This is a genomic window from Nocardia yunnanensis, from assembly GCF_003626895.1.
Classification (GTDB): domain Bacteria; phylum Actinomycetota; class Actinomycetes; order Mycobacteriales; family Mycobacteriaceae; genus Nocardia; species Nocardia yunnanensis.
The window spans coordinates 7,639,795-7,662,542 of record NZ_CP032568.1 but is presented as its reverse complement, the minus strand read 5'-3'; the positions used below and the strand labels follow the sequence as shown (position 1 = coordinate 7,662,542).

Here is a 22,748-nt window from a genome sequence, read left to right as displayed (position 1 = left end):
CGAATATTGCTGGGGGACAGGGGAGTTGGCTACTTCTGACTAGGCCCGCGTAATGACAAGATCGCTACCCGACCTGAACCATCTCCGTACGCCAGCGACCAGCGGTCGGTCGGGTGGGCCACGCAGGCGGTGACGGGCACGGCGTCGGTGACCCAGTGCGCCAGCTCCTGCCCGCGCGCCAGATCCCACAGTCGCACCGCGTTGTCGCTACCGCCGGAGATGAGGTGCTTGTCGTCGGCGGTTATCGCCAGTGTGTGAGTCTGTTCCGCGTCACCCTCCAGGACACGCACCGGGCAATCGTGGCCGATACGCCAGACCAGAATGTCCTTGTCGTGGCCGGCCGAGACGATGTACTGACTGTCGCTGGTCACCGCCAAAGCAGTGATCCGGCCGCGGTGACCGCGCCCAGAGCGGCTGGGTAGCTGCTGCTTCTGCTCTCCGGTTTCCGCATCCCACACTCGAACGATCTTGTCGTGGCCGCCGGTAACAACCCATCGAGCATCAGGAGTGATAGCTACCGCATAGACCTCAGCGCCCTTCGAGTTGTGGTTCTGATCCGGCATTTTGAGTTTCAGATCGAGGGTGCCGTTGTGTCGCACCGTCCACAACCGCGCGATCTTGTCACTACCGCCGGTTACGACATACCGATTGTCGGCGCAGACAGCGATTGCATTGATCCCTCTGCCAGCATCATCGGGGATGTGCAGGCATTGCCCGGTGGACAGATCCCAGACACTGAAGGGCCAGGCATATCCAGCACAGATCAAGCGCTGACCGTCGGGGCTGAGCGCCGCCGCCTTTATCGATCCTGCATCACCGTGCCCCACAACGTGATTCAGTGGATGTCTCACCGCGCCGTCAGGAAGATCGCGGACGCTGATGGGCTGATCGTCCCCAGCCCAGACCAGGCAACGACCATCAGCGCTGAAGGCCATAGCCCTGATTTCGCCCGGTGCGTCGTGCCCGAATGGTTCGATGCCCTCGACGGTCAAATCCCAGACCCGCACCGTCCGATCATGGCTACCGGAGATTAGGTATCGGTCATCGCGAGTAATCGCGAGCGCCTCGATATCGCTGGTGTGGCCGGGCAGTTCGCGCACTACTTCGTTGGTGGCGGGGTCCCAGACTCGCACGATCTGGTCTTGGCCGGCGGTGAGGACGTGCTTGCCGTCACTGGTAATCGCCACTGCATGGATCCTCGCAGTGCGCGTACTCAGGATGACCTCGGGGGCCGCACTGTACAAGTTCCATGCCCGTACCGTGCCGTCGCTTCCGCCAGCAACGACGTATCGTCCGTCAGCGGAAATCGCCACCGCTTCAACGGCTCCGGACAATCGCGGCAGATTTATCGGGTTGTCGCTGTTCAGATCCCAGACGCACAGGCTCCCGTCATCGCTGCCGGACACGAGATATCGACCCTCGGCCGCGGCGGCCACGGCTTTCACATACGAACTGTGGCCGCATCTCAGGCGGGAATCCAGCCACTTGCTCTGCGGTGTCCACGTCCACACCTGCAGGTCTTTGTCCCCGCCGCCGACGACAATTCGGTCGTCGTCGGCCACCGCCACAGCATAGACATGTCCGGCAGGGATCGCGTCGCGCTGCTCGCGTCCGCCGTCCAGAATCCACACTTTCACAGTCCTGTCAGCGCTGCCGCTCACGATGCGCAAACCGTCAACCGTGACCGCCACCGCGGTGACCGGTTTGTTGTGAGCCGGGATTGTGCGTTCGAGATGTCCGGTGGTGGATACCCATACCTTTACTGTCCGGTCGTCGCTGCCTGTCACGATGTAGCGACCGTTTGTGGTTACCGCGACCGTGGTCACTCGCCCGACATGGCCCAGTAGGGTGCGGGTGAGTGGCCCACCGGGCCCTGTGAGGCTTTCGGGAGTTCGGGGGCACAGCCAGGGGCGATCGGAGGACCTACGGATGGAACTCAGCAGCGCACTGATCTTCGGCCGCGAGTCGTCCAGTAGACGCCCAATGAGCTGGCCTGCAAGCAGATCCGGATCATCAGCCAACGCAGCGGCCGACAGCTGAAGGGCACCGTGCACCGTCTCGACGGTCGTCGGCGAAGGCCATCCCTGGGTGTAATGCGAATAGTCGATAAGCAGGTCGCTGATGCCTGCCTCTGCAAGCCGACGTTCCATCCACGCGAAACTCACCAGCAGTTTGTTCAGCTCTAGGCTCTGCGCAGCTGCAAGGTGGAAAGCAAGATTCCGCGGAAGGTAGGCGTCGTCCGGGCAGTCGGCCAGTGGCTGGTGAGTCCGAGACTTATAGCCTTCGAGCAGGCGCTGGTGGGCGGCCTTGATCCCTTCTTCACCGGCGCTCAGTTGTTTGGTGGCGACATCGAACTCGAGGTCGTGCAGGGTGTATCGCTCGTCGGGGGTCGTCTGCACCAGGGAGCGGTTAATGAACTTGGTCAGCAAGGTGTTGGCGTCCCCTGCGTTGAGTCCGGCGGGCGCCCATAGGGCGTTCACCGCGCTGTCAGGGAATCCGCCGCGCCCGGCAAAGACAGCGAGTTCGCGATATCGGTCCCGAGCCGCTGGGTCCAGATCGTCGATACTGACCGAGATCGCGACCTCGACGCTGGAATATTGATAGTGGTCAGCGCGCTGCTCGCTCTCGATCGCCCCGCCTCGGCCGACTTCGAGCAGACTCAGCACCTTCTGCCACTTCTGTGTCTGGCCTTTGCGATCGTTGACCATGCCGCCGACGAGCGCGACACCCAGTGCCAGGCACCCTGCCATGATGCACAGCGAATCCGCTTCTGGCGGAAGCTGATCGACGGGGGTTTTCGTCCAGTCCCCCAGCAATGTCAAAGCCTGATCCATCTCGAGCTGCGCTACCTCGGGAGGGTCGTCATCTTCATTACCGTCATCAATGCTCGCGGCAATGCCCTTGTTCCGGGTGGTGAGCAGCAACGCGAACTGTGTGCCGGGCACGTCGAGTGCCTGTAGGACACCCACATCCCAGACATCGTCGAGGACAAGCAGCGTCAATTGATTCGAAAGTGCTTGTGTCAGACGGTCTTGGCCGTCCTGAATAGATGTCGGGTGCACCGGCTTGCCGTCTCGACCCACATAGTCGAGCAGCCTGAGTGCTCGTTCCTGTATGTGAGCAGGCTCTTCCTGGCGGGTAACGGCGACCCACACGATGCGGTCGAATACCTCTTGAACCCCGGCATCTCGCGCGAGCATGGCGGCCAGCGTTGTCTTCCCAGCGCCGCCCATGCCCCACAAACCCACCCTGGCCCCAGGCACCAAACGAGATCTCACACGCTCCATAAGCTCGGTTCGAGCGACATGTCGCCGTAGCATGCCGGGAACGGTGGCGCTGAGCGAACAATCGGACGTAGAGGTCGAGCTCGCGCCGGAGAATCCCGGCCCGTTCGGTGCCGGTGACGGTGGTGCGGTCGGTTCCTCGGTTGAGGGTCGCTCCGACTGGTCAGCGATCGTGAAGTAGTTGTTGATTTGGGTGACGTGGTCGCCGATTGCCCCGATGTTTGCGCGCGGAGCGTTGACCGTCGCATTAGTCGGCGGTTCACTGTGCTGCTCCATGACCGAAACCCGTTGTGGTTGGTCAGTTCCCGGTGGGTGGCGCACCGAAAACATTGGACTGATGGGCGTGGTCACCGACGGCTCCGATATTGGAGCCCCTCGCATCGACCACGTACTTGCCAATCCGAGCACCCGCAGGATCGGTCAGTTCCAACAGTTTCCGCGCCGCTGCCAGGACGTCGTCGTCGCGGTCTGCTCCGCAGTCGCGGACCACCGCGGCCATCGGCGCCTCCCACGTTTGTGGATCGTTTGCGTGCTCAGCCACCACCAACTCGGCGCGCGGGTTGCCCGCGAACCGGCGCGTCAGTACACCCTTCAATCCGCGATATGCATCCGCGATCGCGGTCGACGCGGTCTCTCCGGCGCCTTTCAGCGCCCCGGCCGCCAGCGCAGCCACGATCAAGGACACCGAATCCATGTCATTCACCCCCGCATACAGTTTGTACCGGAAGGGCATCCCGGCTAATGGATCATCGCACAGGTATGCAGGTTGTGCCTTACGCTTTGGTCGGCCGCGGAACACGTCGTTAAGGTCCAGGCGGCCTCGTGCCGAGGCCGTTTGCGCCGGAGTGGAATCCGCCCCGTACGCGGGATGGCCCGACGCTAGTAGAGCGTATGGTTCGGTCTGGTGTGTGCTCCCCGCGCATACGGGGATGACGCGCCTAGAAACTCGACACCAATGCCGTCGACCGCATGCTCCCCGCGCACGCAGGGGAATGGTCCGATCGGGCCGGGCGTCTTGAAGCCCAGGTAAGCGTGCTCCCCGCGCATGCGGGGGTGGTCCCGTCGCCCAGCACGACGGTATAGCCGCGTCGAGTGCTCGCCGCACACGCGGGTGGTCCGGAACGGCCATGCCTCCCTTGGCATTCGCCCCGTGCTTCCCGCGCCCGCAGGGGGGCTCCCGTGCTGACACCGCGGTAGAGGTGGCGCAGGATGGGCTCCTGCGTACGCACGAAATTGCCTGCGGCGCGGGTGATATCGTGATCCCTGCACACACAGGGATAGTCCGGTGGATTGGGCAACCAGGCAGGCGCAAGTTCAAGCGAAAATGACGATCGAGACCGACTAATTGGCTTGCCAAGCAAACTGAACGAAATCCGGTGTGATCGGACGTAAACGGCCTGGTCGAGAAGCGCTCCCTTCGCACGTGGGGATGATTCGGGCACCGACATCTACAAGAAGCTGGACGATAAGCGCTCCCGACGCATGTGGGGATGGTCCCTCGCCTCGCATCTGGGCGAGCATGTGCTCACGGTGCTCCCACACACGCGGGGATGGTCCGGCCCGCGCCGCTGCCGAACAACCGCCCGCCACGTGCTCCCTCACGCAGTTGAAGTGGCGGGCGAGGAGGGTGAGACCGGCTGATTGCTTTGTCGCGCAAACCGAATGAGAATGGGTGAGTCGACACGCAAATGGCCTGTTCGACAAGTGTGCTCCCACCACGCACGTTGGGGATGATCCGATGCACATCCCGCACGGCTCGCCGACCCCGAAGTGCTCCCCGCACAATGTGGGGATGATCCCAGCGACGGCGAATCGGGAAGTCGTGTCCACCACACGCTTCCCGTACGTGCCGGGATGATCCGGCATTGCCGAGGCCATGATTCAGACTCAAGCGGTGCTCCCCGTGTATGCGGAAATGATCAGCGAATATTGTTGGGCGGGAATAGGTATCGATTCCGGCTCAATGCTGGTTCTGGCACGAATTTGGTCCTGGATCCAGCTGCTGTTGACCGCCCGCGACATCGCGCTCCCCACGAACGCGGGGAGGGTCCCGGCACCGGACTCGCCGTTCCGTCTGGCGTACAGCGCTCTCCACACACGTGAGGATGGTCCCAGTTCGGAAGACATGAAACGGGCGTCCTCTCCGCGTTCCCCACACATGCGGGGATGATCCGTTGTCCGTATCGCGCCGACGGCAATCACGCGGGCGCTCCCGACGCACACGGGGATGGCCCGGACCACGCTTTGCGAAGCGGTTCTCAGGGTAGGCGCGCCCCGCGCACGCGGGGATGGTCCGCGCCAGCAGGTGCGCCAGCTCGGCAACGCGGTACGCTCCCCTCGCACGCGGGGACGGTCCTACTCTGCTTACACCTACGGTTCTGGCCCGCCCGCGCTCCCCATGCACGCGGGGATGGTCCGCGATCGGAGCGGCCAGATCGTCTTGATGGTCTGCGCTCCCCACGCACGCGGGGATGGTCCGGCGCGCACCGCAGTGACAGGATGGTCGATGTGGCGCTCCCCACGCCCGCGGGGATGGTCCCGACACCGTGTGGTGCGAAGCGATCCAAACCAGGCCTCCCCACGCGCGCGGGGATGAACCAGTGGCCGCGCTCGAACATGCCTTGCACCAGGGTGTGCTCCCCGCGCACGCGGGGGATGAACCGACGGCCACACGGGCCTATCGACGACTAACTGAGTGCTCCCCGCGGACGTAGGGATGATCCGTCTCGGACTCGAAGTCGACCCGACCGTGCTCTCCTCGCGCGCGGGGATGATCCTTTGCTGTCTCCTCAGCCACGGCCTGGTCAACAAGCATGGTCCCCGTGCGCACAGGGACGGTCCGATCACGGTGTAGTGGTGCGGGCAGAGGTTGGCGTGCTCCGTGCGCACGCGCGGATGGTCCCACGCAGGAGCAGGTTGCCGAGCTCGCTTAGGCTTAGGGTGCTCCCCGCCTATGTGGGGATAGTCTGTCATTTGCCTCGCCCTTCCGTACAGTTCGGTGTGCTCCACGTGCACGCGGGAATGGTTCGTCGGGCGGGTACGGATTGATCGGAATGATCAGGTGCTCCCTGGGTGCGGGGATGGTCCTCGGCCGATGATGTACCCGACCTGCACCTGAGCGTCTTCCCCGCGCACGCGGGGATGGTCCGATCACCAACGCCATCAAGCTGACCGAGGAAACGTGCACCTTGCGCACGCGGGGATGATCCGAACCACAAGAAGCGGACAGTGCTCCCCGCGCACGTGGGGATGGTCCGTCACCGAGGGACCGGTATTGCAGGCCCGGATCGCGCTCCCCACGCACGCGGGGATGGTCCGGCACAGGACCAAATCGGCGAAGTCGGCAGTGCTCCCCACGTACGCGGGGATGTTCCGTGGCTGATCCACCAGGTCGACATGGCGCTGGCGTGCTCCCCACCTACGCGGGGATGGTCCGTCGAGTGGCCCATAGATGGTGCGGTCGCGCTCGTGCTCCCTACGCGCGCGGGGGTGGTCCGCCTCGCACTCGATCTCCAACTGCCGCCGAACGACGCTCCTGTACGCGGGAATGGTCCGTAGAAAAACGTTGGGTGTGAGATCAGATCGCGACGCTACCCGCGCACGTGGGAATGATCCGAAATGGGATGTGGACCAGCGGTTCAAGGTGTTTCGTGCCGCAGGTTCGGTACTTCTTCTCGCATAATGAGGCGCTTTATACGGTGACCTTGGTGGCGAATTGTTCGGCGTCGCTGAGGATTCGGCTGATCGTGGATCGGTTGCGGTTGGTCTCGCGGGCGGTTTCGGTTGGTGTTCTTCCCTCGTCGAAGTGGCGGGTAAGGATGAGAGCTACCTCGTGCGGGTCTCTGCGGTGTGCGCGGTCGCACTCACATATCAGGGCCGCTAGTTCGCGCCAATGTGGCGGGGATACGTTCGTGCGCACCGTCGTTCCGTCGTTGTTGCGTGTGGTCGCCGGTTCGGTGTTGGAGGTTCTGTGCGCACGTAGGCGGCGCGCCTCGATCTCGGTGCACACGATTCGGGTTAGCGATCACCAGCAAGGCGACCGTTGCCTGGGTCATTGAGCCTTCGATTATCACCGGAGTTCTCCCTGCGCCCACGCGGGGATGGTCCTCGCTGCTTGACCAGGGGATTGGCACCCCTCCAGTGCTCCTCGCCGCACGCGGGGATGGTCCCGGAGTCGTGGTGTCCACATTGTGGTAGGTGACGTGGTCCCCTCGCATGCAGGGATGGCCCTACGATGCAGGAGAGCGGAATCCATGTCGGTCGGTGCTCCCCGCACGCGGGGGTGGTCCGTCGGTGAAGGAATCCTCGGCGACGAGAACACCGTGCTCCCCACGCACGCGGGGAAGGTGCTATTCGAAAACCATTGCAGCAGTGCAACTGGCATCGGTGTTCGGTGCGCACCGGGATGGTCCAGTGTCTGGAGCGAGCCGGATATGGGGTTCATGGGATCCCCGCTCCCAGTGGATGGCCCGGTCGAGTTCGACTAAGGTCACGCCGCACACACGCGCTTCCCGCACCCGCGGGGATGGTTCGCTGGGGAACGGGATTGCCGGCGTGTTCCACCTCTGCTTCCCCACGCACGTGGGGATGGTCCCTACTGTTACAAGATCGAACGAGATCGCAGGGTGTGCTTCCTGCGTACGCAGGATGGTCCTGCCCAGCAGGTCTGCAACGCCTTCGAGCGCGAGTGCTCCCCGCGCCCGCAGGGGTCGTCCCGTGCCTACACCGCGGTAGAGTGGCGCAGGATGTGCTCCCGCAAGCAGGAAATTGCCTGCGGTGCAGGTAATATCGTGCTCTCTACACCTGCGGGGATGGTCCGGGCGCCGACACCTACAAGAAGCTGGACGATAAGCGCTCCCCACGCACACACGCGGGGATGGTCCGTCCTCCAACGTAAATGGGTGGATCGAGCTGATGCGCTCCCCACGTACGCGGGGATGCTCCGGGCATCGACACGATCGCGCTGCGCGGGGACTGGGCGTTCCTCACGAACGTGGGGATGGTCCGATGCGGCCGGAGTCGATCGAATCCCTCGCTGTGCGGGGACTGGCGCTCCCTACGCACGCGGGGATGATCCGTTCTATCAGGCGCTGCAGAAGGTTCCTGGCTGGCGGTCCCCACGCACGTGGGGATGGTCCGACCTGGAGATCGAACGATGCGTTGTGCAGGACGCGCTCCCCACGCACGTGGGGATGGTCCCGCTGGGCGAATTCGTTGCAGTTGCGGGCGAACGTGCTCCTCACACACTCGGGGATGGTCCGCCCTGCATGACGTAACGACTGATAGAAGTGGCGCGCCCCCCGCGCACGCGGGGATAGTCCCGTGTGTCAACGGAACGTCAATCCTGGATTTCGCACGAATTTTGTGAACTGGTCCCCCTTCTCACTGAGGTGATCTCAGCGACTTTCATTGGTGTCGGCCGTGTTCGAAATGGGTGAGGACGAGTGCGGCTTTGACGATGTCGCCGATTTTCTCGGGGCTGGTGGTGAAGTGGCGCAGGGCGCGCCAGCGTCCGGTGAGCAGGGCGAAGCCGCGTTCGGCCAGGCAGCGCAGCCCGCGTAGCAGAGCGTTCCGGGTGCGGGTGTCGATATCGAGGTCGCGGCCGTCGCTGGGCTGTTTGACCGGGGTGTGCACCCCGATCCCGGCGCCGTCGTATCCGGCGTCGGCGAGGGTCGGCAGATCCAGATGTGCTGCGGCCCAACATAATGCGCCGAGCACGTGGGTGCGGGCGGCGGTGATGTCGTGGGTCGAGCCGGGTTCGGCGTCGGAGATCCACAGCGGGAAGCCGTCGGGCGCGGTGAGTGCTTGCAGGTTGGCTCCGGGGGCGTGGGCCTTGCCCGAATACCAGGCGTCGATCGATTCGCCTTTCACGCTGAGGGTCTGCTCGCCACAGCGGTCGGAGCGAAACAGCTTGCCGTCCAAGTTCAGGTGGGTCAGACCTTGCTCGTGCGCGTGGTGCAGGACTTCGTGCAGGTCGGGGGCTTGGGCGGCGAGCACGTCGATCGCCTCGCCGTGATAGCGGTAGGCGGTCGAGCGGCTGATACCGAAACCTGCGCCCAGCACCGCGATGTCCTCGCGTTTACGGAACCAGGCCAGCACGAACATCGCCTGCCGAAACGGTGTCAGCGCCCGGGCACCGCGGCGGGTGCCCCGGGCTCGCCGTTGGGCGGCCAGCAACCGCGAAACATGGCAGACCAGCTCCCGGGACACGTCGAGCATGGCACGATAGGCGATCACGTGGAGTCCTTCAGGCATCGGAATTCTGTGGGAGAAAACCGGTCTACCTGGGACTCCACGCCCATGACCGGGCAAGTCCCGAAACTCCCGAATGCCCGAATCCCTCAAGCACACACCGAAGTTGATGAGATCACCTCACTCAGTGGCTCAATAGGATTCGCCATTGCAGGAGTTCGGGTTTCACGCGGCCGAGCCTCTGCCGTTTGAGCATTTTTGACGCGGTCGACGTGGCGATCAACTGCTCCAGTGCAAGGTAAGTTCCGTGGTAACCGCGTCCTGGTCGCGGCGCAGGTCACCACCAACACCGCGAGATTGTTCTCCCGTACACGCGGGGATGGTCCGTACTTCTGCGGAGCCGGCCCGACGTCGGCAAGCTGCTCCCCGCGCACGTGAGGTTCTTCACTGTCAATTAGATTGTGGGGCAGGATGTTTTTCGTGCTTATTCCGATACTCCGGGCCGAACTGCGCTGAATGAAACCGGGCGAGGCTGGAGCCGACGGCCTGGTCAATAAGTGTGGTCCCCGCGTACGCAGGGATAACCCGGTGCCCGACGCGATCGGGTCGTAGCGGTACTTGTGGTCCCCGCAGGGATGGCCCGCCATCGAAGCGGCCGAAAGAGAGAACCGACGAGTGGTCCACGCGCACGCGGGGTGGTCTCGCAGACGAGAAACGGCGGGAACGCCACGAGAGTGCTCCCCGTGGACGCGGCGGGGGTGGTCCGACAAGATGTGGGACAGCACATTCGGCAAGGCCGTGCTCCCCGTACTCGGCGGCCTGGAACCAGCTATCCCCGCGGTGAGGAGTGTGCCATCGAGTTCAGTTCTGACAGAGTTGGATTCGGACTGGCAAACCAACGGCGGCCAATTCACGTGGGCAGTCACGACTGGACGGTCGATGCCCATGATGGTGTGATGAGTGACCCGCCCGCAGCCGCAACGGAAAGCGAGTGTTGCTCCTGATTAACAGGATGCTTCCCGCCGACGTGGGATGGGCCCGTAAACCGGAAGTGCTCGGACGGCCGATCGGTGTGCTCCCCGCGCATACGGGGATGGTCCCCAGCGCCCGACCGGCCAGCGTGGAATTTACGCGTGCTCCCCGTGTACGCGGGGATGGTCCTCGCCTATACGCAAGGCACTATGTGTCCCTGTGGTGCTCCCCCGCGCACGCAGAGATAGCCCGGGACAGATAGCCGCATCCAATGGCGGCCTGCAGTGCTCCCTGCGCACGCAGGGATGGCCCTCCGCCGAGCAGGAAGTAACCGATGAGGGCCCCGTGCTCCCCCGCGCACGCAACGCACGCGGGGATGACCCCGCGTCGGAATCGAGCATCCGCTCCACGCCGTCGTCGTCCCCGCGTACGCAGGGATGGCCCTCCGGCTGTCACGCCGGTGCGTCCGACGACCCGGTGCTCCTCGCGTACGCAGGGATGGCCCGGGCGGCGTGGGCAAGTCCACGTGCACGATCTGGTGCTCCCCGCACGCAGGGATGGCCCTCCGGTGTCGTCGTCGAGCATGGTGCGATCGGCGTGCTCCCCGCGCACGCAGAGATGGCCCGAGTCACAAGTGCGCCTTTGGTGTCCTCTGCGAGTGCTCCCCGCGCATATTGCGGGGATGGTCGTAGAAAAACATGGGGTGTGAGATCAGATCGCGACGCTACCCGCGCACGCGGGAATGATCCGAAATGGGGTGTGGAACAGTGGTTCAAGGATGTTTGTGCCGCAGGAGCGGTACTTCTTCTCGCGTAATTTAAGGCGCTTCATGCGGTGACCTTGGTGGCGAGTTGTTCGGTGCCGTTGAGGATTCGGCTGAGATGGTTGCCGGTTCGAGCGCTTCGATGAGGTCAACCATTCGGGCTCCCCGCTGTGGCATGCTCCTTATCATGTGGGGATGGTCCCGCGAAATGTGTTGGCCTGCAGGGCGGTCGACCGGGCTATCCTTTCCTGGTCGGCATGTCTGGACAGATTCCGGAGCGACATTCGGTGGGCAGAGCTCGCCGCAGCGGGTGCAGCGTACGACCCGCGGTTTGGTCGGTGGCAGCCGAAGCTGTGGGGCGTCGTGATAGTCGATGACATGACCTGCGGCGTGGAGTGCGTTTTGCAGGATGATCCAGTTCAGGTGGGCTTGTGCGGCCCCATCCAGCGATTGCTGAGCTGGGACGGGTGCCTCGTTGTCTATTGCGGGCGGGCGGGATTGGGAGCCCGGTGGTGCCGGAGCCGATGCTGTTGTGGAGCTCTGCGGCGCGCTCCATCCGCTGATTAGGTTCTCGACGATCTGGACTCGGTGTTCGTGCTGCTCTGGGCGATCCGCTAACTGTTTCTCCAGTTCTGGTGGGATAACGATGCCTTGCGGCGTCAGCACGAGGTCGCGCAGCGGGAATTCGTAGGGAACCAGCTTGTCTCCGACGCACGGGGGGAGATGCTGTACGTGGCGTAGGGCATCGTCGCCAGAGGCCAGAAGTTGTCCGTTGTGGGGTGCGCCGACCATCAGCGTGATCGACCCTTTCCAAGGATCGAGTATCCATAGCTGTTGCTGACGATCGTTGCTTCTCAGGACCATCCACGGAATGGAGCTGTCGGGGTGCCACAGCCACACGTCGCCAACACCATTGCAGTGATAGTCCTGGTGGCGCTGGTTCCAGGCGGTGTCGGACAGTGGAGAGCTCTGGACCTCGAGTGTGAGTTGGTGGCCGTCGGAGAACGTGACCCGTACGTCGCAGCGACGCTCGCGGTTCGGCAGCCACACTTCGGTGCGGACATCGACAACACATGGCTGAGTTCGAGCCCATGTAACGAGCGTCATCTTGCTGGCAAGATGCCATATCGATTCCGGCGCATGCCGTCTCCCAGTCGGTTGTTGGCCAGGAGGATGTGCGAAATGTGGTCGTCGTTCACCGCCGATGCGTCCCTTCACCACGACTGGAATCCTGGTGCCTGGCAGTGCGCCGACGCCGGCGTAGCACAGTGCACAGATCAGCACTCGCGCACCGAGGTTACCAGAAGCGCGTAGCTCATCCATGCATGGATCAGCGGGATCGATTGGGGCACAGACATACTCGCCGCGCGCAAGGTCGAGCGCGACGAAGAGATGGTTGGAACTCACCTCGGAACATCCTTCTCGGAATAGGCGGAGGTGCTCCGGCATCCGCGGCGAGCCGCGGGCGGAGAACCCTTGCAAGGCCGCGCTATTCGACTTGGGATGCTTAGTTGAGGATCCGGCTGGAAAGATCAAGTGGGAGAGCTTGAGCTCTAGTACTCCAGCATCACTTCGTGATGTTATTGGGTAGCATAGGATTTCGTGCTGGTTGATGAGGATCTGGCGGCGTGGTCGGCTGGGCTCGAGGAGTTGTTCGCGCGGGTCGCGGGGCGGTTTCATCGGGCGGAGCCGCGGTTGCGGGCTCGTGCGTATGTGCGGGGCTTGCTCGCGCCGCTAGCAGGGAAAAATGGCTGGACCTTGGCAGAAGCTGCGGGTGATTCGACTCCGAACGGGATGCAGCGGCTGTTGAACAAGGCGGCCTGGGATGTCGACGGAGTGCGCGACGAGGCACGTGCCTATGCCGTCGAGCACCTGGGCGACACGGACGGTGTGCTAGTGGTCGACGAGACCGGATTCCTGAAGAAGGGCACGAAATCTGCTGGCGTGCAACGCCAATACTCGGGAACAGCCGGTCGGATCGAGAATTGCCAGCTCGGCGTGTTCTGCGCGTATGCCACCGTGAAGGGCCGCACGCTGATCGACCGGGAGTTGTATCTGCCCAAGTCGTGGACCGCCGACCGGGCTCGCTGCCGCGATGCCGGGATACCCGAGGAGGTCGAGTTCGCGACGAAACAGGTTCTGGCACAACGGATGCTGGCCCGCGCCCTGGATGCCGGCGTTCCCGCTCGTTGGGTCACCGCCGACGAGGCATACGGTGGCGATTCGAAGTTCCGGCGCTGGCTCGAACGCCGACGGGTCGGTTATGTGGTGGCCGTGCCGAGTAGCGCGCCGATCGTGTCACTGGCGGGCAGTTGGCGCGCCGATCAGGTCGTCGCGGACGCCCCACCCGGGGCGTGGAAGCGTCTGAGCTGCGGCGACGGCGCGAAGGGCCCTCGGCTGTTCGATTGGGCTGTGGCTACATTGCCCTCGGTCAGCGAAGCCGGTTCCGGGTGGCGGCGCTGGCTTCTGGCCCGCCGGTCCCTGACTCGAAACGCGAAGGGCGAACTCGAAATCGCCTACTACCTGTGCGGCGCGCCGGTCGGCACTGCAGACGAGGACCTCATCCGGGTCGCTGCGCCCGCTGGTCGGTCGAGGACTGTTTTCAGACCGCGAAAACCGAGGTCGGGCTCGACCAGTATCAAGTCCGCCGCTACGACGCCTGGTACCGCCACATCACCCTTGCCATGCTCGCCCACACCTACCTCGCCGTCACGGCCGCTGTTTCCCCAAAAGTGTTGGCAGCGGCCTCATTCCACTCACGCTCGGCGAAATCAAGCGTCTCCTGGCACACCTGATCACCCCGACACCGAACCTGAACAGGGCTTATCGCTGGTCGACCTGGCGACGAAAACACCAGCACCAGGCCAAACAAGCCCACTACCAGCGAAGACAGGCAAACATCACGAAGTGATGCTGGAGTACTAGGTCGTGTCTCCCAATGATCGGAGCCATTCGACGATGAGGGCCAGGACGAATCCGGCACGGTAGGTGGTCGCGAGCTTGTCGTAGCGGGTGGCGACTGCTCGCCAGTGTTTGGCCTTGTTGAAGGCGCGTTCGATGACGTTGCGCCGCTTGTAGAGTTCGGCATCGAACTGTGGTGCTCGACCACCGTCACGGCCTTTGCGTTTGCGGTTGGCGACCTGGTCGGAGCGTTCCGGGATGACGGCCTGGATGCGTTTGCGCCGCAACAGGGTTCGATTCGACGCGGCTGAGTAAGCGCGGTCGGCGATCACCACGGCCGGGTTGCGGCGCGGCGCTCCGCCGTCGAGTCGTGGCACGACCACCGCGTCCAGTAGTGGTGGCAGCAACGGTGAGTCGTTGGTTTGCCCGGGCGTGAGCAGCACGGCCAAGCCGTGACCGGCGCCGTCGGTGGCCAGGTGGATCTTGGTGGTCAGTCCGCCGCGGGAACGGCCTATCGCGTGGTCGGCGGGTTCATAGCCCGGTCACCGAGTCGGCGGCCGCGCCGGCGGCGTGCTGATGCGCCCGCACGATCGTGGAGTCGACCGACACGACCCAGTCCAGGTTGCCGGTGGTGTCGGCCAATGCCAGCAGCGCGGTCAGCACCCGGTCCCAGGTTCCGTCGGCGGCGTAGCGGCGGTGGCGTTTCCAGACCGTCTGCCAGGGGCCGAAGTGTTCGGGCAGGTCCCGCCACGGCAGGCTGGTGCGCAGCCGATACAGCATACCTTCCACGATCAGGCGGTTGTTGGCGAAGTTGCGGCCCACGTGGCCTTGCGATTTCGGCAGCAGCAACTCCAGCAGTTCCCACTGCTTGTCGGTCAGAACCTGGTATCGATCACCGATCGCGGTCGCCACGGCCGACATGATGCACGATCGGCCCCTCGTATGGGGCCGATCGATTCACCCCATTGGGAGACACGACCTAGAGAATTTGCCAGTTGTATTGAGCGCCGGGGTTACTGAGATTCAGAGGTTAGGTTATGGCAACGTGCGACCCGTCTCGATCCTACGACGTTCCGGAAGAGATGTCGAACGTCGATGCCTCAACTGCCTGCGGTCGAGACCGGTCGGTAACGCACGTCACCGACGTGGCAGATGGACGTCACAGGCGACCGCTCGGGATTCCCTCCACGTGCGAACTGCGCCGACGGATCTAGAGGAGGCCTCGTCGGCCGGTGAGCATGACCACGAACAGGGGCACTCCGAGGTCCCGAGGCCAGTCTATCTCGGTCATTTCGGGATCAGCGGTCAGCAGCAGCATCGAGTCGACCCCACCGGTCTCGGCGTAGCGGACGAGCTGCTCCTGCACCGCCTCCAGTGACCACCAGCCCGCGGCCTTGATCTCGACTCCGACTCGATGCAGGTCGTCGTAACAGATGACGAAGTCGATCCGGCTGCCCCGCGCTGTGGAGCTGCCCTCTGACAGCTCACGCTCATGCTCGATCGTGACGTCCTCATCGACGCTCGCATCGGACCACACATTCCAAATGAGTTCATGGAATTCGTCCTCATCGCAGTAGCGGAAGTCGGTGTGCTCGTCTCCGAAGGGATCGATCAGCGGCTTGATGTAGGTGTTCCATATCGGTGAATCGTGCACCTCGCCCGGCCTCAAGCAGACGTGATGTACATAATGACGGTCGACGTAGTCCGGAACACCATCGTCCGAGTCGTCCATTGATCCAGTGTGGCAGCGGTGTCCTGTGCGATTCGGCAAGATGGGAATTCGAGCATCCAGCGATCCTCGTGCTTCCCTCGTGCACGGGGATCGTCCGGTCGCGTGTACGACGGTCGGCAGGACCTCGCAGTGCTCCCCGTGCGCATGGGGATGGTCCGGTGTTGCACATGGTCGACAGGTGCTGGCCGGTGCGTGTCACTCCCCACGCACGTGGGGATGGTCCGCCGCACAGCCACGGATGGACCGAGATCGAACGGTGCTCCCCATGTACGCGGGGATGTTCCGTTGAATCCGGTGCCGACATCCTGGATCAGCACCTGCTCCCCACGCACGCGGGGATGGTCCGGAGTACCCGAGCCTCGCAGCTTTCCCTGCTTCGCGCCCCCACGCACGCGGGGATTGTCCACCCCAGCAGGCGTACGGATTCCGTGCATGACCGCGCTCCCCGCGCACGTGGGAATGATCCTCACGCAGCGGCAAACCGGCGGGCTCCCAGCCATGTTGGGGATGGTTCGCTGTCAGTTGGGTTGTACTGCTGGAATTCTTAAGTTTTTCCTCCGAAAAGTCCGCCAGTTCGGGTTCAGTGTGGCGAATTATTCAGCGTTGCTGAGGATTCGGCTGATCGTGGATCGGTTGCGGTTGGTCTCGCGGGCGATTTCGGTTGGTGTTCTTCCCTCATCGAAGTGGCGGGTAAGGACGAGAGCCACCTCGGCGGGTTCTCCGCGGCGTGCACGGTCGCGCACACAGATCCGGGCCGCTAGTTCGCGCCAATGCTCGGCATTCGGCGGCGGGGACACGCTCGTGCGCACCATCGTTCCGTCGTTATTGCGTGAGATCGGGACCGGTTCTGACGGTTGGAGCTCGCTCGATCGAGCGGTTGTTCATAACAAGCCGAGGTTATGGTCGTCGATGTAGCTGAATCAACTAGTGTGCTCTCCACGCGAGCGGGGGTGGTCCGGTACCTGGCGTGCGCGTCACTCGCGTGGCGAAGTGGTCCCGCGCAAGCAGGGATGGTTCTTCGGAACCGGCGTCGGCCTGTATCGTTGCTGGTGGTCCCTCGCACGCAGGGATGGTCCGCTGGAATTCATTGAGTCCCAGCCGGATTGCCACGTGGTCCCCGCGTATGCAGGGATGATCCTTCCCGTCTGTCGCAACGCGATCTCACGCTCAAGTGGTCTCCGCGCACGCGGTTCCTCAGGCTTGCCCGGGGCGCGGTTGGTTACCTGTGCACGCGGGGATGATCCGACTTGGCTGCAATCGCGACGGATCCGGTCCGTGTGCTCCCCACGTGCGCGGGGATGGCCCGACAAACTCCGTTAGGAAGGACTCTCAATGACAGCCGGGATGGTCCGAAATCCGCGAACGCGCTACCGAGTGCCCAGCTGCGCTCCCCGTGCACGCGGGGATGGGTCTTACATCGGACGAAAATCGGTAGGCTGGCGGTCGTGTTCTCCGTAGGCGTGGGGATGGTCCGGAAATCCCATGCCTGAGAAGGCGGTTGACGACGTGCTTCCCGCGCACGTGGGGATGGTCCAGCGAATTACTAGACGCCATTACGGCGCATCTGTGCGTGCTCCCTGGGCACATGGGGATGGTCCGGCCATGCAGATGGCACGCGGCTCGCTGAGCACGTGCTCCCTGTGCACGCGGGGATGGTCCTGCCTTGTGCGACTCCGTAAGTTCCACGAACCAGTGCTCCCCGCCACGCGGGATGGTCCGGCGGCTATTTCTCCTGCGTCGAATGCCCCGAGGTGCTCCCCGCACACGCGGGGATTGTCCCTGCATCATGTCGTCGACCTCGACGCGGGACACGCGCTCCCTGCGCACGTGAGGATGGTCTGTCCGACCTGGCGAAGTCTGAACCTGCTGGCCGGTGGCGACTCGCTAGGCTCGCTGCGAGATTGCGCGACCGTCGGCATGCCGCTTGTTCTGAGAGGATTTCCTGTGTATTTGAGCCGTGTGCGTGTGCGGGGCTTACGGGGCTCGGTCGACCATCCATTGGAGGTGTCGCTTCCAGGGCGATTCGCGGTGATCGCGGGCGCGAACGGTGGCGGGAAGACCACGTTCAGCGATGCGGTGTACCTGGGACACCCGGAGCGATTCCCATACTTGCCGCGCCACTCGGCTGCAGCTCTCGGGCCAGGCGACCGGGACATCGAGCTGGAGTACAAGTTTGAGGCGGATGCCGCGAAGGAGGGTCCGCTTGGCCTCCAACTGCAGGCCCAAAGCGGCCGCTCGGTGCCCGGCACGGTCGCGGCGGACTGGGCGCGGACTCTGCACCGGAGCATGGGGAGCATCAAGACCCAGGTCCTGACAGCTTCCGCGAGTGGAGTCGAGGACAAGATTCTGCTGGTGCACTTGCCTGCGTGGCGCAACCCCCTCGACGAGCTGTCGCGGCGCGAAGCGCGAGTCTTGGTGGAACTCCTACGTGCACAGCAGCAGAACCGTGGTCGTGGTCGCGATCTTTCAGACCTGCGGGCACAAGCGTCTCGACTGCTCGAGCAGCTCGCGACGCACGAGGTTCTCGAAGGTCTGGAGGACCGGGTGGGCGAGAACCTTCGAGCTCTCTCGGCCGGCGTGTCGCGAAATTGGCCCTACATTCGTGGCCAGGTCGTCGACGACCGCTACTTGGCCAGGGTGCTGGAGTTGATGCTCGCCTCCGTCGACGGCCGCACCGACGCGCTGCCGCTGGAAGTCGTTGCCCTCGGCTACGTGAACCTGCTCCACATCGCGGTCACGCTTGCCGCTATCCCGGACGCCACCCAGATCGCAGAAGCATCAGCGGCCGCTGCGCAGGCGGCCCGGGCTCAGCCCGCCGGTGCACCGACGCCACAGCAGCCGCCTCCGCAACAGGCCCAACAGACGGTTCCGCCACGCGAGCCGACCGCAGAGGAACTGGTCGAAGCCGACCGCGTCCTAGCCCAAGCCAGGGCCGAGAGCGAGAGTGTCGAGGACTCGTTCTTTCCGGATAGCCCGTTCCACGTGACACTTCTGATCGAGGAGCCAGAGGCTCACCTGCACCCGCAACTTCAGCACTCGCTGGTGCGATATCTGCGGCGTCAGGTCGAGCTCCGCCCTGAGCTGCAGGTCGTCCTGTCCAGCCACGCGACCGACATCATCACCTCGTGCGACCCGACCGAGCTGGTCATCATCCGCCGAGATAGCCAGGGCCGCCCGCTATCACGGGCCGTCGCGGACATTCCGCTCACTGCGCGGGACGAGGTCTTGAGGAAGGCGAGGTTGCACCTGGACGCCAGTCGATCGGCGTCGCTGTTCGCGAACCGTGTTCTGCTCGTGGAAGGGGTGACTGAAGTGGCCGTCTTGCGTGAGCTCGGATGGGCGTGGGCCGACGACGACGAGGACAAGCAGGCGTTCATCGACGCGCTCAGCATTGTCCCGATGGGCACCAAAGTCGGCCCTTGGGCCGTCAAGCTACTCGCCACCCGACACTACGAGCTCTGCGGCCGCGTGGCGGTGCTCCGAGACAGCGACAAGGACTTCGACGAAGAACCGGAGCAGCCGACCTGGGCGGCCGACCATGACCCCGACGTGCTGCTCGTCGAGCACAGTCACCCGACGCTGGAACCACAGCTCACCGAGCTCAATGCGGCTTACATTGAGCCGGCCTTGCAGGATGTCGGCCTGGAGGTGCCCGACGAGGTGACCCCTGAGGCGGTGCGGGATATCTTCCGTGGCAAGCACAAGGATGGCGGCGAGACGGTCAAAGCCGGGCCCGGCGCGTCGAAGAAGGGTGAGTTCGCCGAAGCACTTGCTGGGCGGCTTCGCGATGCCCGGTACGCAGGAAACATCGACGTTCACGTGCCAGATCCGTACGTGAACATCTTCGAGTTCCTGTACGCCGCCCCAACAGCGCCGCCCGCGTCGGGACCGACTCTGGAGAACGCAGGACACGGTGCGGATCAAACCGACGACACGGACCAAGCCACTACAACTGGGCCGGAATCCTCGACGGCGACGAAGGAGCTCGGACTGTCGTGACTGGCGCTCTCTCTCACGCAGGCGCGATCGACACGTTGACCGCTCAGCAGAGGCACGCGGCGGCCACCGGGCAGAAGAACATCTTCATCGAGGCTGGCCCAGGAACCGGGAAAACAACCGTCTCGGCCCAGCGATTCGGCGTGCAGCGCTTCGCTGCCGAGTACCGGCACGACTCGCGTGCAGTCTTCGCAGTCAGCTTCACCCGTGCGGCTACGTCTAACCTGCGCCGCCGCGTGCAACGCCTCTGGGGCGCCGAGGCTCTCGCTTGGCCACACCGGATCGTCACCCTCGACACGATCATGTCCGATCTACTTCACGACCTCCTCCGTGGAGGGCTCGTCGAGTGGCCAGGCGCGAAGACGCTATGGCCCAACGGAAACGTGAAACTTGAGGTCCGCGACAGCTGGGCATCCTGCGGCGGTACGACCTCCACCCGTTCCATCTACGAACTAGGGCTGACCGGCAGGTCCCTGACTTTCAAAGACAAGTTCGCGGAGAAGTTCGCGAACCGTGTCCCAGCAGTCAACATCGTGCCGCACATGCTCCAAGGTATCTGCACCCACGACGATGTCCGCACCATTCTTGAGCACGCCCTTGCACGTCCCGACTACGCCGCACGCATTCAAGAACGCCTCGGGCAGCAGATCCGCGCGCTCGTGGTCGACGAGGTCTTCGACGCGAACGAGCTCGACATCGCCATCATCGAGGCAGCCATCGCCGCTGGCGTCGCAGTCACCCTCGTCGGCGATCCCTGGCAAGCGCTCTACCTCTTCCGCGGCGCCAAGCCACACGTCGTGCCAGACTTGCTGATCCGGAACAACACGGAATTTTTCAAGCCGTATGAGACCAGTCGGTGTTAAGCGGCTGTGGTGGAGGGCTCCTCGCTGGTGGTGGGGTTGTGGGTCGGTGGGTTGATCCAGACGGTGTCGGGTAGGTCGAGGATCTTCGGATTCAAAAAGGGAAATCAGTAAAACCTAATTCCCGAATTCGTAAATCCGAATTCGGGAATTAGGTTTTACTGATTTCCCTTTTTGAATTTCTGCCGATTTCTAATCGGATGTCTCGATATAGAATCCGAGGTAATCGAGAGTCGTGTCGATGAATTTATGCCCGAGGATTTCGCATTTATATGCGATATCGAGAACGTTTCTTTCGGCGAATTCATAATACGCCACCGCGGCGTATGCCTCGCGCAAATCAGAGGGAATCAGAGGATTTCCGTCGAGGTCCTGGAATTCCTTTTTCGTCGCGAGTCCGATTTCTTTATTGTAGCGTGCAGAGAATTTCTTATTGACGATTTTCTGATCCGGTTCCGGATCATTCAGCAAATCCGCCACCTTCGGCTGTGCACGCAATTCCTCGATGCCTCGGAGGATGAGGTCACGGTCCCCCAGGACGGGAATGGGGTACGCCTCCTCGGAGCGCTCATCGTCGCGGGTCTTGACCTGACCGCTGAAGATGAGCTGCTGGCGGTTGGTGGGATCGGGCTCGAACACGCCTCTGAGGGCCACCTCGACCGGCCTACGGCCCGTCAGCGCGCACAATGCCGCGATGGCTTTCGGGTTGGACCAGCGCATGAACATCGCGTCTCCGAGCAACACGAGTGCCGTGTTGACGAACTCGTCCGGATCCAGCGGCCGGACATCGCGATGCTTGGCTTTGCGAGCCTCGGCCTGGTGCTTGTCGTATTCTTTGGAACGGGCAGGCGAGTATCGGAGATAGGCCGATACATCCGAGTATTCGCCGAATTTTGCGGCGAGGGCGTGACGATAGGCCGCGATCAGGTTCCGGTTCGTCAGGACCGAGTATTTCTGTCCGTCCGCTTTTCTGCGGTTGTGAATCCAGGAGAGTTCGGACAGGGCCACCATGTGCAGCTTGTCTTTGGGCGTGTTCGTGACCCGCTCGACGAAGTCGGCGATGCGCTGTTCCTCCGCTTTTGACAGCTGAGCCATGGCTGTTTCCTCCCTATCCTGTCGGCAACTTCCCCAAGCGTAACAGAAAAGGTGGGGATTTGGTTATTCAATTGCAAATTTCGATGAAGTTTCCTGGTGTTCCCGTGGTTCCATCTATCCGCCTAGCAACATACCCGCACCCGTCACCTTCACCAGTTCCACCCTGAACCGGGCAGACCAGCGTCAGGGGGCGCTGCGGTGGGCGCATTTCAGGGTCATTCGCGCAGGTCGGGGCTGTGCATCTGTCGCTTTGGTAGCGCCCACGTGGTGGGGCCGTCGGTGGGTGCTTTTCCGAGACTTCGTGAATGGTGCGGCGGTACGCGAATAGGCAAGTGAGAGTGGCGGTTTAGGCGATGCTGAAACAGGCTCCCGGCCTTTGTCGTTGTGGCCTTGAAGGCTGGTCAGGCTCGGCTTTCGACCAGGCGGCAAGCCTCACGCCAGTACGCGGTGTTGACCCAATGTGTGCCGTCGGGCCCGCCGATGCGCCAGTGCAGGATCTGGCCGCCGCGGTGGAAGACCGGTTGCACTGTCGCGACGAGCGGACCAGGCAGCTCACCAGGCGATGCTGTGGCGCGGCGGCAGACCCGCAGCAGGCCCTGATCAGAATCGGTCCACGAGACCAGGTCCTGGGCATCACCGAGGATCAGGGGGGCGCCCTGCACGGCGTACATGAAATTCGGTGCGCTCGGCAAGCGGTCGGCGGGGTCGACCAGCAACATCGCCTCCGCCAGCGGGCGCGAGCGTTCCAGCGAGCCGCTCAGCCCAGGACCACCGCACCAGTGCGACCGCGGTGCGGTGGGGTCGTCAGGGTCCACGGTGAAGTGCCAGTGTTTCGCGCCTTCGGGCTTCACGATCGTGAACACGCGGCCTCGATAGGCGCACGCGTGCCCGTCAGGCATCTTGTGCCACTTCAGGACTCGACCGAACCAGGGTGCTTTCTTGGTGGCCATGGG

Annotated in this window: 9 protein-coding genes and 2 pseudogenes; 3 read left to right on the top strand and 8 right to left on the bottom strand. The window is 63.6% G+C overall.

All coding sequences use genetic code 11. From position 1 onward, the window contains the following. Nucleotides 1-29: 29 nt before the first annotated feature. From D7D52_RS36115 to D7D52_RS36090, 4 genes are all read right to left on the bottom strand, one after another. Nucleotides 30-3,560 (bottom strand): NB-ARC domain-containing protein, encoded by a 3,531-nt coding sequence (locus tag D7D52_RS36115; protein ID WP_162958819.1) that lies wholly within the window; start codon nt 3,558-3,560, stop codon nt 30-32. 22 nt (nt 3,561-3,582) lie between these two features. Then, nucleotides 3,583-3,987, bottom strand: coding sequence for a hypothetical protein (locus tag D7D52_RS38385; RefSeq protein WP_162958818.1), 405 nt, complete (start codon nt 3,985-3,987; stop codon nt 3,583-3,585). Nucleotides 3,988-8,690: 4,703 nt separating this feature from the next. Continuing rightward, nucleotides 8,691-9,521 carry a transposase family protein gene (locus D7D52_RS36095; protein ID WP_425464593.1) on the bottom strand — a complete coding sequence of 277 codons (831 nt, stop codon included), beginning with the start codon at nt 9,519-9,521 and terminating at the stop codon, nt 8,691-8,693. Between the two features lie 1,744 nt (nt 9,522-11,265). Then, nucleotides 11,266-12,618 carry a competence protein CoiA family protein gene (locus D7D52_RS36090; protein WP_162958817.1) on the bottom strand — a complete coding sequence of 451 codons (1,353 nt, stop codon included), beginning with the start codon at nt 12,616-12,618 and terminating at the stop codon, nt 11,266-11,268. Between the two features lie 213 nt (nt 12,619-12,831). On the opposite strand from D7D52_RS36090, the pseudogene D7D52_RS36085 reads away from it, so the two are divergent. Further along, nucleotides 12,832-14,122, top strand: a pseudogene (locus D7D52_RS36085) (IS701 family transposase). Between the two features lie 10 nt (nt 14,123-14,132). On the opposite strand, the pseudogene D7D52_RS36080 reads toward D7D52_RS36085, so the two are convergent. Then, nucleotides 14,133-15,033: pseudogene (locus D7D52_RS36080) on the bottom strand (IS5 family transposase). A gap of 289 nt (nt 15,034-15,322) precedes the next feature. Beyond that, on the bottom strand, nt 15,323-15,844 hold the full coding sequence (locus D7D52_RS36075; protein ID WP_120743441.1) for a hypothetical protein: 522 nt from the start codon (nt 15,842-15,844) through the stop codon (nt 15,323-15,325). Nucleotides 15,845-17,872: 2,028 nt separating this feature from the next. On the opposite strand from D7D52_RS36075, the gene D7D52_RS36070 reads away from it, so the two are divergent. Next, entirely contained in the window at nt 17,873-19,843 is a 1,971-nt protein-coding gene (locus tag D7D52_RS36070; protein WP_162958816.1) for an ATP-dependent nuclease, read from the top strand. Then, on the top strand, nt 19,840-20,703 hold the full coding sequence (locus tag D7D52_RS36065) for a UvrD-helicase domain-containing protein (protein ID WP_162958815.1): 864 nt from the start codon (nt 19,840-19,842) through the stop codon (nt 20,701-20,703). Before D7D52_RS36070 ends, D7D52_RS36065 begins: the two co-directional genes overlap by 4 nt. Before the next feature lie 189 nt (nt 20,704-20,892). Here the strand turns inward: D7D52_RS36065 and D7D52_RS36060 are convergent, their stop codons facing one another. Both D7D52_RS36060 and D7D52_RS36055 read right to left on the bottom strand, forming a co-directional pair. Beyond that, on the bottom strand, nt 20,893-21,795 hold the full coding sequence (locus tag D7D52_RS36060) for a protelomerase family protein (RefSeq protein ID WP_120743438.1): 903 nt from the start codon (nt 21,793-21,795) through the stop codon (nt 20,893-20,895). A gap of 401 nt (nt 21,796-22,196) precedes the next feature. After that, nucleotides 22,197-22,745 carry a hypothetical protein gene (locus D7D52_RS36055; RefSeq protein WP_120743437.1) on the bottom strand — a complete coding sequence of 183 codons (549 nt, stop codon included), beginning with the start codon at nt 22,743-22,745 and terminating at the stop codon, nt 22,197-22,199. Nucleotides 22,746-22,748: the final 3 nt, after the last annotated feature.